Source organism: Verrucosispora sp. SN26_14.1 (genome assembly GCF_004307965.1).
Lineage (GTDB): Bacteria > Actinomycetota > Actinomycetes > Mycobacteriales > Micromonosporaceae > Micromonospora.
This window is the reverse complement of the sequence record NZ_SISL01000028.1, coordinates 20,783-29,520: the sequence shown is the minus strand read 5'-3', so window position 1 is coordinate 29,520 and position 8,738 is coordinate 20,783. Positions and strand designations below refer to the sequence as shown.

The following is an 8,738-nucleotide window of genomic DNA, read 5'->3' as shown; positions in this document are numbered from 1 at the left end:
CTGCCGGCCGGGGCCGCCGCGCTGGTCACCGTCGTCCTCGCCGCCACCGGCTTCGCCGTCGACCGCTTCGACGCCGCGCACCCGGTGCCCACCCACCTGATGTACGCCCTGGACACCGACACCGCAACGGCCCGCTGGCTCAGTCACGAGTCGACCCCGCAACCCTGGACCGACGAGTACGTGGACGGGACGGTCCGGATCGCCGACGAGTTCCCCGGCATCGGCGCCGAGGAACTGCTCGCCGGCCCGGCGCAGGCGGCGGCCCTGCCCGCGCCCCGGCTGGAGGTGCTGGCCGACACCGGCACCGCCGACGAGCGCACCCTGCGGCTACGGCTCACCCCGCAGCGCCCGGTACGCCTGACCACCCTGCACGTCGACACCTCCACCGCGACGGTCCGCAGCGCCCAGGTGGCGGGGCGGCCGGTGCCGGTCGAGGTCCGCGACGGCCGGTGGGGTTTCGGGGTGGTCTTCCACGCCCCACCGCCGGAGGGCATCGAGATCACGCTGACCGTCGCGCCGAAGGCCCCGCAGGTCGCGTTCCGCGCGATGGACGCCAGCGACGGTCTGGACGCGGTACCCGGTTTCCGGCCCCGACCGCCGGACGTCGGTGTCGCCGGCTCGCACAGCTCCGAGATGCTCGCCGTGGCCCGCACCTATCCGCTGTGAGCGGGCTGCCCGGCCGGTGGGCCGGGCGCCCGCTGGCGCGGTCCCGCCGCCCGTGCTGCGGCGGGTCTGGCCTACTTCCAGCGGAAGTGCACGAAGAGTCGGCCGAAGTTCTTGGAGTCCTTCTCGACCCGGTGGTAGAGCTGCTTGACGTCCTTCTGGTCGAGGAAGCGCAGCACCCGCTTCTTGAGCTGACCGGAGCCCTTGCCCGGGATGATCTCCACGAGAGTGGCCTTCTTGGCCACCGCCTCGTCCATGATCCCGCGCAGTGCCCGGTCGATGTCGTGGCCCTTGTTGAAGATCTCGTGCAGGTCCAGCTTCAGCTTCATGCCCCGTCCACCGTCCGGTCGGCTCCCATGCGGCCATCGTAGGCACGTCGCCGGCAGGGCCCGGAGACGACGAGAGGGCGGCCCGGTCCGGGCCGCCCTCTCGTCGTCGTGTCGCGTACGCCGCCTCAGCGGCTACCGCCGACCCGGGTCTCGACCCGCCGCAGCGCGGTCGTGTAGTCGTCGTTGGCGGAGTGCATGGCCGCCGCGATGCGCAGGTGCCGCAGCGCGTCGGTGTACCGGTTCAGCCGCTCCAGCGTCCGGCCCAGCACGTGGTGGGCGTAGTGGTCGCTGGGGTTGCGGTCGATCAACTCCTGCAACTGCTCCTCGGCCCGCCGGAGCTGGGCCGACTGGAAGTACGCCCGGGCCAGCAACTGGCGGACGGCGGAGTTGTCGGGCTCGGCCTCGACGATCGGCTCGAGCAGCCGGGCCGCTCCGCTCGGGTCGCCCGACTCGAAGAACAGGGTCGCTCGCCGGTACTCAGCCAGAAGATCCATTCTGCCCACCCCCTAGTTCGCACCACTGCCCTGACGCTGGCACAACACCGGCGGGCGCGCGAGTGTTCCCGCGCGGCTTCGGCCGGGGGTGGGGCGGCTGCACGTGTTAGCAGGGGTCCCCTGCTATGCCGCAGGCGTTAGCAGGGGACCCCTGCTTACACCAGGTCCCAGGCGCGGACACCACCGACGATGCCGGCGCTGTTGGGCACCACCACCACGTCGTCGCCCATCCGGGCGAGTTGCTCGGGCCGGATCAGCCGGGAGTTGCCGCCGCCCAGATAGAGCCGGTCCCAGCGGAACACCGGGCGCAGCCCCTCCACCACCTGCCGGATCCGTCGGGACCAGAACGCGTCGCCCAACCGGCGGCGTTCCGGCTCGCCCACGTACGTGTCGTAGGTGGTGCCCCACCGCACCGGGGCGTGCGACAGCTCCAGGTGCGGGGCGAGCACACCACCGTCGAAGAGGGCGCTGCCCAGCCCGGTGCCGAGGGTCAGCACCAGCTCGCAGCCGGTGCCCGCGACCACCCCGGCACCGTGCACCTCGGCGTCGTTGAGCACCAGCGTGGGCAGCTCGAACGCGGCGGCGAGGGCGCTGCGGGCGTCGTACCCGGACCACTGGGCGTTCAGCCCCGGGTCGACCCGGCTGCGCGGGCCGGAGCGGGTCACGTAGTGCGGGGTGGTGACCACCACGCCGTGCCGGATCATGCCCGGCATGCCCACGGTCACCCGGTCGGCGGAGGGGAGCCGGTCGCCGAGTTCCCGCAGGGTCCGCACGAACAGCTCGGGCGGTAGCGGGTACGGGGTGGGCACCCGCATCGGTTGGGCCCGCATGGTGCCGGCGGCGTCCAGGACGGACGCCTTGATCCCGCCACCGCCGCAGTCGATCGCCAGAGTGGTCTGCACGACCGTGAGTCTGCCTCGTGTGCGGCGTCCGGGCATGGCGGGCCACGCCAACCACGCCGGCGGGTAGGCTCGGCTGCTTGTGAGCGCCACGTTGATCGCCAAGGACCTGGCCGCCGGGCACGGGGAGCGGACGCTGTTCACCGGGCTGGACCTGGTGGTCGCCCCCGGGGACGTGATCGGCCTGGTCGGGCCGAACGGGGCGGGCAAGTCGACGCTGCTGCGTACGCTCGCCGGGCTGTTGCCGGTGGAGGCCGGCAGTGTCGCGGTGAGTCCGCCCGGCGCGAGCGTCGGGCACCTGCCTCAGGAGCCGGACCGCCATCCCGGCGAGACGATCCGGGCGTTCCTGGCCCGGCGGACCGGGGTGGCCCGGGCGCAGGCCGCCCTCGACGCGGCCACCGAGGCGCTGACCACCGGCGCACCGGGCGCCGACGACGCGTACGCCACCGCGTTGGAGAGTTGGCTCGGCCTGGGCGGAGCCGACCTGGACGAGCGGGCCGAGGAGGTCGCTGCGGAGCTGGGTCTCGCCGTCGACCTCGACCACGAGATGACCGGGCTCTCCGGCGGACAGGCCGCCCGCGCCGGGCTCGCGTCGCTGCTGCTCAGTCGGTACGACGTCTTCCTGCTCGACGAGCCCACCAACGACCTGGACCTGGCCGGGTTGGAGCGCCTGGAGCAGTTCGTCACCGGGCTGCGGGCCGGCACGGTGCTGGTCAGCCACGACCGGGAGTTCCTGACCCGGACGGTGACCCGGGTGCTGGAGCTGGACCTGCATCAGCAGCAGGTCAACCACTTCGGTGGCGGCTACGCGGCGTACCTGGAGGAGCGGGAGGTGGCGCGCCGCCAGGCACGCGCCGAGTTCGAGGAGTACGCCGACACCAGGTCGTCGTTGGAGGCGCGGGCGCGCACGCAGCGATCCTGGATGGAGAAGGGTGTCCGCAACGCCCGGCGCAAGGCCACCGACAACGACAAGATCGGCCGCAAGTTCCGCTCCGAGGCGAGCGAGAAGCAGGCGGCGAAGGCCCGACAGACCGAACGGTTGATCGAGCGGCTGGACGTGGTCGAGGAGCCACGCAAGGAGTGGGAGCTGCGGATGGAGATCGCCGCCGCGCCCCGTGCCGGCGCCGTCGTGGCCACTCTCCGCGACGCGGTGGTACGCCGGGGCGACTTCACCCTCGGTCCGGTGCATCTGCAGATCGACTGGGCCGACCGGGTGGCGATCACCGGGGCGAACGGCTCCGGCAAGTCGACGCTGCTCGCCGCCCTGCTGGGCCGGCTGCCGCTGGACACCGGTCAGGCCGCGCTGGGCCCGGGTGTGGTGGTCGGCGAGGTGGACCAGGCACGCGGGTCGTTCCTCGGGGACGCCCCGCTGCTGGACGCCTTCCGGGTCGCCGTACCGGACCTGTCGCCGGCCGACGCGCGGACGCTGCTGGCCAAGTTCGGCCTGCGCGCCCAGCACGTGCTGCGCCCCGCCGCGACGCTCTCGCCGGGCGAGCGGACCCGGGCCGCGTTGGCGCTGTTGCAGGGGCGCGGGGTCAACCTGCTGGTGCTCGACGAGCCGACCAACCACCTGGACCTGCCGGCGATCGAGCAGTTGGAGTCGGCGCTGGCCGGCTACCCGGGCACGTTGCTGCTGGTGACGCACGACCGGCGGATGTTGGACGCGGTACGCGTGGACCGCCGTCTGCGGGTCGACGCCGGGCGGATCGCCGAGTCCTGATCCCGGCCCGCCACACCGGGCTGACCGGCCCCTTCCCGGCGCACCGGTCCGGCCGACGGCCCACCGGAGCGCCGCCTTCTGGGCTAAGTTGCCCATAACGGGCAGCGATCGGGGTATCGCGCCGGCCGGAGGTGGGCGAATGGTCGCGTTGGCACACACTCCGCCCTCGGCCGAGCGGCTGCGGGCGGTCGACGGGTTCCTCGCGGAGGCATGGGCGGAGCAGGCCCGCCACGACGAGAGACTGCGACCGCTGGCCGTGGAGGTCCGCTTCGACCGGGGCGTCGCCCACCTGACCGGCGAGGTCGACGAGCCGGCCCAGCTCCGCCTGGTACGCGAACAGGTCGGCCGACTCGCCGGGGTCTTCGGCGTCTGGTGCCGGGTACGTGTCGGCGGACGCGACCCGGTGGTGGTGGACCTCGGCTGCGGCGGCACCAAGCAGTGGCCGGGCAACCTCGGGCTGGACATCTATCCGGCGCCCGGCGTGGACGCGGTGGCCGATCTCTCCGGCTCGCTGCCGCTGGCCGCCGACTCGGTGGACGTCCTGTTCGCGGTGCACATCCTGGAGCACCTGATCGACTTCCTGCCACTGCTCGACGAGTGCCACCGGGTGCTGCGCCCCGGCGGCGTCCTGCACGTGATGAGCCCCTGGTGGGGGCATGTGAACGCGGTTGCCGACCCGACCCACGTCCGACTGTTGGACGTACAGACCATCAAGGGGGTCTGCGCGATGCGTCCACCGGGCACACCGCGCTGGCACCCGTTGCACGCCGGCACCGACGGCGCCTCGATCTTCGCCGACCTCACGCCGTTGGGCGTGGACGACGACGGCCCCTCCCCCGCCCACATGGCCCGCTTCTTCGACTGACCACCCACCGGTCCACCCGGCACTGAGCGGCGAATCGGGCCGACCGGCCCGCGAATGCCCCGGACGTCGTCGACGTCCGGGGCATTCGTCTGTTTCAGCACGGTCACCAATATTTCTCAGTGGCTACACCCGGATACCAGGACCTTGATCGAGACTGTTCGAACTCCGGGTACTCGCCGGTAACCACTGCCCCCACCGCACACCCCCGCGGAGGTATCCCCCGTGCTCAGACGTCTCACCACCGTCCTGGCCTCCGGCGCGGTCGCGCTGGCCGCCACGCTCGCCGTGGCGTCCCCGGCGGCTGCGGCCGTCACGCCCGCCCAGAAGCTGTCCGTCCTGTCGAGCTGGACCCAGACCAGCGCCAGCAGCTACAACGCCTGGAACTCGGCCCGGCAGAACCGCACGCCGTGGGCCGGCTACAACTTCGACTGGTCCACCGACTTCTGCTCGTCCAGCCCGGACAACCCGCTCGGGTTCCGCTTCTCCCTCTCCTGCCACCGACACGACTTCGGCTACCGCAACTACAAGGCGGTCGGCCAGTTCAGCGCCAACAAGTCCCGCCTGGACAGCGCCTTCTACGAGGACCTCAAGCGGGTCTGCGCCACGTACAACTCGGTCGTCCGGCCGGCCTGCCTCAGCCTGGCCTGGACCTACTACCAGGCGGTGAGTGTCTTCGGCTCGGCCGCCGCCGTCCAGCAGTCCGACATCGACCGGGCCGCCCGGATGAAGGCCGAGGCCGAACTCCTCGCCCGCACCTGACCCGCGCGCCGAGGGGTCCGCGTCCGACGCGGGCCCCTCGGTCAGGCGTGTTCGGTGTGCCGGTCGGCGGCGGCGGTCGACTGCCGGGGCGTCGCCCGGCCCGCCCGCGCCGCGAACCGGGCCGAGTCGCCGGTCAGGTCGGGATGCTGGACGCCGAGTGCCAACGCCACGGCCTCGTCCAGGCCCAGTTCGGAGCCTTCGCCGTACGCCTCGTCGAAGGCGACGTCGCCCAACGTCCGGCGCAGCGCCACCTGCCGCTCGTTCCAGTAGCCGTCGTAGATGCCGGTGGTCGACCGCAGCCCCGCCCGGGTCGCCTGCGCCGCACCGAACAACCGGGCCGAGGTCAGCGGTTCGCCCCCCGCGAGGCAGCGCACCGCGATCGCGTTGAGCGTGTCGCAGGCCCGACCGTGGAAACCGTGGTTCATCCGGGACCGCAACGCCGCCAGCAGGTGCTCGTGCGCGGCCACCAGGTCGCCCCGGGCCAACGCCACCATGCCGAGCAGCATGTCCACCGAACGCCGACCCCGGTCGACCGGGCGGGCCGCCTCCACCGGTCGCGCCGCCGCGAGCAGGTCGGCCGCCTCGTCCAGGGCGCCCCGCCGCCAGAGCAGCTCGGCCAGCCGGAACACCGCGAACAGCGCGTCCGACTCCACCCCCTGCTCACGGGCCCAGTCGATGACCTCCCGGCAGATCCGTTCGGCCTCGGCGAACTGCCCCATGTCCACCAGCGGCGCCGCCCGGCCGGCGAGCACCCGGGCCAGCAGCCCGGCGTCCCCGGCCTGCCGTGCCGCCGCCTCGGCCCGCTGCGAGTAGCGCAGCTCCTCGGCGTACTCGCCGTCGCCACCGGCGTGCAGCGAGTGCATGTGGTACGCCGCCGCCAGCTCGGCCTCGGGGATCACCTCCCCGGTCTCGGCGATCCGGCTGTAGAGCCGGAACAGCCACAGCCGCCCCTCCCGGGCCAACCCGCGCTCACGCCACCACTGGTCGAGGCCACCGGCCAACCGCAGGCCCGCCCGGGCACTGCCGCCGGTGGCGCACCAGCGCAGGGCGGCCCGCAGCTCACCGGCGAGTGGATCGAGCGCGTACAGCGACAGCGTCACCGGTTGGCCGTCCGGGCCCAGGTGCGCCCGTTCCAGGGCGTGCGCCGACCAGCTCACGTGCCGGTTGCGCGCGTCCCGCTCCTCACCGGCCTCGGCGAGCCGGCGGGCCGCGTACGCCCTTATCGGGTCGAGCATCCGGTACGTGCAGCCGCCGGCCTGCGGCTCCGCCAGCACCATGGACTTGTCCACCAGCACCGAGAGCGGGTCGAGCGGGTCGTCGTCGAGCAGCCACTCCACGCTGGGCAGGTCGACCGGGCCGGCGAACACCGCAAGCCAGCGCAGCAACCGCGCGGCCCGGGGACCGAGAGTGCGGTACGACCAGGTGACGGTCGCCTGCATGGTCAGGTGACGTTCGATCGCCGACCGCGCCACCGCCCGCATTGCCGGGGTCTGCGGACTCGTCCCGGTCGCCGCCGCCACCAGGTCCACGGTGTCCCGCTGGTTGCCGGAGTTGCCGTGGTCGGCCGGAGGCGGCTCCGGGTCGTCCCGACCGGCGTCCAGAGTGCCCAGCACGTCGTCGAGGCGTTCGGCGAGCTGCCCGACCGAGAGCACCCGCAGCCGCGCCGCCGCCAGCTCGATGGCCAACGGCAACCCGTCCAGCCGGCGTACCACCCGGCGCAGATCCGCCGACTCGACCGGGTCCGGACGTCGTCCACCACGGGCGGCGGCGGTCCGGTCCAGCAGCAACGCGACCGCGTCGCTCTCGGTGCCGTCCGGTGACGGGTCGACCGAGAGCGGCGGGATGCGCCACACCACCTCGCCCGGCAACGCCAGGGGTTCCCGGGTGGTCGCCAGCACCTTCACCCCGCTGCCGCCGGAGAGCAGCCGGGACACCGCCTCGGCGCAGGCCGTCGGCTGCACGTCGCAGGTGTCGAGGACGATCAGCATCCGGCGACCGGCCGCGTACTCGACCAGGGTGTCCACCATGGGACGACCCGGTTCGGGACGCAGCCCGAGCACCGCGGCGATCGCGAACGCCACCAGTCCCGGATCGGTCACCGAGGCGATGTCGACGAACCAGACTCCGTCGGGGTACTCGTCCACCAGGTCGATGGAGAGTTCCACGGCCAACCGGGTCTTGCCGCCACCACCGGCACCGAGCACGGTGACCAACCGGTGTCCGGCCACCAGCTCGCGCAACTCGGCCCGTTCGACCTGCCGGCCGACGAACGAGGTGACCGGGATCGGCAGGTTGTGCGCCACCGCGTCGGCCGTACGCGGACGCGGGAACTGCCGCTCCAGGCCGGGCGCGACGAGTTGGAAGAGGCGTTCCCGGTCGTCGAAACCGCGCAACCGGTGCAGCCCCAGGTCGATCAGGGACGCGCCGAACGGCAGCGGATCGGCGTGCCGGGCGGTCGCGGCGGAGCAGAGCACCTGCCCGCCGTGCGCGGCGGCGGCGACCCGGGCGGCCCGGTGCACCTCCGGACTGGCGTACTCGCCGTCACGCGGCTCCGCCCACCCGGTGTGCAGGCCCATCCGGACCCGGGGTGCCGCCTCCGGCGTCGGCCACTCGTGCTCGCCGAGCGCGCGTTGCGCGGTCAGGCAGGCGGTCAGCGCGGCACCTGCGTCCCCGAAGGCCAGGAAGAACGAGTCGCCCTCGGTCAGCAGCTCGGCGCCCTCGGTCGCGGCGATCGTCCGGCGCAGCAGGCGGCGATGTTCCCGCAGCACCGGGCTATACCCGGAGCCGAGCATCTGCGCCAGTCGCGTGGAGCCCTCGATGTCGGTGAAGACGAAGGTCACCCAGCCACTAGGGAGGTGGATCCGTGGCGGCATGCGTGGAACCTCCCCCCTGACCTCGGCTTCATACTTCCCGAAACCAGATCATCACGCATCGTGAGAACGGTCGGCCGAGACTCCGCCCCAAGGTGCCATCGCACCCGGCGTCCGGGCAAGACCGACATCAACCGTC

General features: G+C 73.1%; 7 protein-coding genes and 1 pseudogene. 4 read left to right on the top strand and 4 right to left on the bottom strand.

Translation table 11 applies throughout. The features are described from left to right. Positions 1 to 666: pseudogene (locus EYA84_RS05320) on the top strand (peptidase); the annotation flags it as partial. Between the two features lie 71 nt (positions 667 to 737). On the opposite strand, the gene EYA84_RS05315 reads toward EYA84_RS05320, so the two are convergent. The 3 genes from EYA84_RS05315 to EYA84_RS05305 all read right to left on the bottom strand — a co-directional run bounded on the left by EYA84_RS05315 (position 738) and on the right by EYA84_RS05305 (position 2,388). Beyond that, positions 738 to 992 (bottom strand): Smr/MutS family protein, encoded by a 255-nt coding sequence (locus EYA84_RS05315; protein WP_030329768.1) that lies wholly within the window; start codon positions 990 to 992, stop codon positions 738 to 740. A 125-nt stretch (positions 993 to 1,117) separates the two neighbouring features. After that, positions 1,118 to 1,486: a M48 family metallopeptidase gene (locus EYA84_RS05310; RefSeq protein ID WP_117226333.1), complete on the bottom strand. Its 369-nt coding sequence runs from the start codon at positions 1,484 to 1,486 to the stop codon at positions 1,118 to 1,120. A gap of 155 nt (positions 1,487 to 1,641) precedes the next feature. After that, positions 1,642 to 2,388 (bottom strand): ROK family protein, encoded by a 747-nt coding sequence (locus tag EYA84_RS05305; protein WP_131051880.1) that lies wholly within the window; start codon positions 2,386 to 2,388, stop codon positions 1,642 to 1,644. A gap of 79 nt (positions 2,389 to 2,467) precedes the next feature. Between EYA84_RS05305 and EYA84_RS05300 the strand changes: the two genes are divergently transcribed. From EYA84_RS05300 to EYA84_RS05290, 3 genes are all read left to right on the top strand, one after another. Continuing rightward, complete coding sequence (locus EYA84_RS05300) at positions 2,468 to 4,105, top strand: ABC-F family ATP-binding cassette domain-containing protein (protein WP_131051879.1); 1,638 nt, start codon at positions 2,468 to 2,470, stop codon at positions 4,103 to 4,105. 139 nt (positions 4,106 to 4,244) lie between these two features. After that, on the top strand, positions 4,245 to 4,970 hold the full coding sequence (locus EYA84_RS05295; protein ID WP_131051878.1) for a methyltransferase domain-containing protein: 726 nt from the start codon (positions 4,245 to 4,247) through the stop codon (positions 4,968 to 4,970). Positions 4,971 to 5,192: 222 nt separating this feature from the next. Continuing rightward, the gene (locus tag EYA84_RS05290) at positions 5,193 to 5,729 is read left to right on the top strand and encodes a phospholipase (protein ID WP_131051877.1); all 537 of its coding nucleotides are present in this window, start codon (positions 5,193 to 5,195) and stop codon (positions 5,727 to 5,729) included. 41 nt (positions 5,730 to 5,770) lie between these two features. Here the strand turns inward: EYA84_RS05290 and EYA84_RS05285 are convergent, their stop codons facing one another. Continuing rightward, positions 5,771 to 8,602, bottom strand: coding sequence for an NB-ARC domain-containing protein (locus EYA84_RS05285; protein WP_131051876.1), 2,832 nt, complete (start codon positions 8,600 to 8,602; stop codon positions 5,771 to 5,773). Positions 8,603 to 8,738 lie beyond the last annotated feature (136 nt).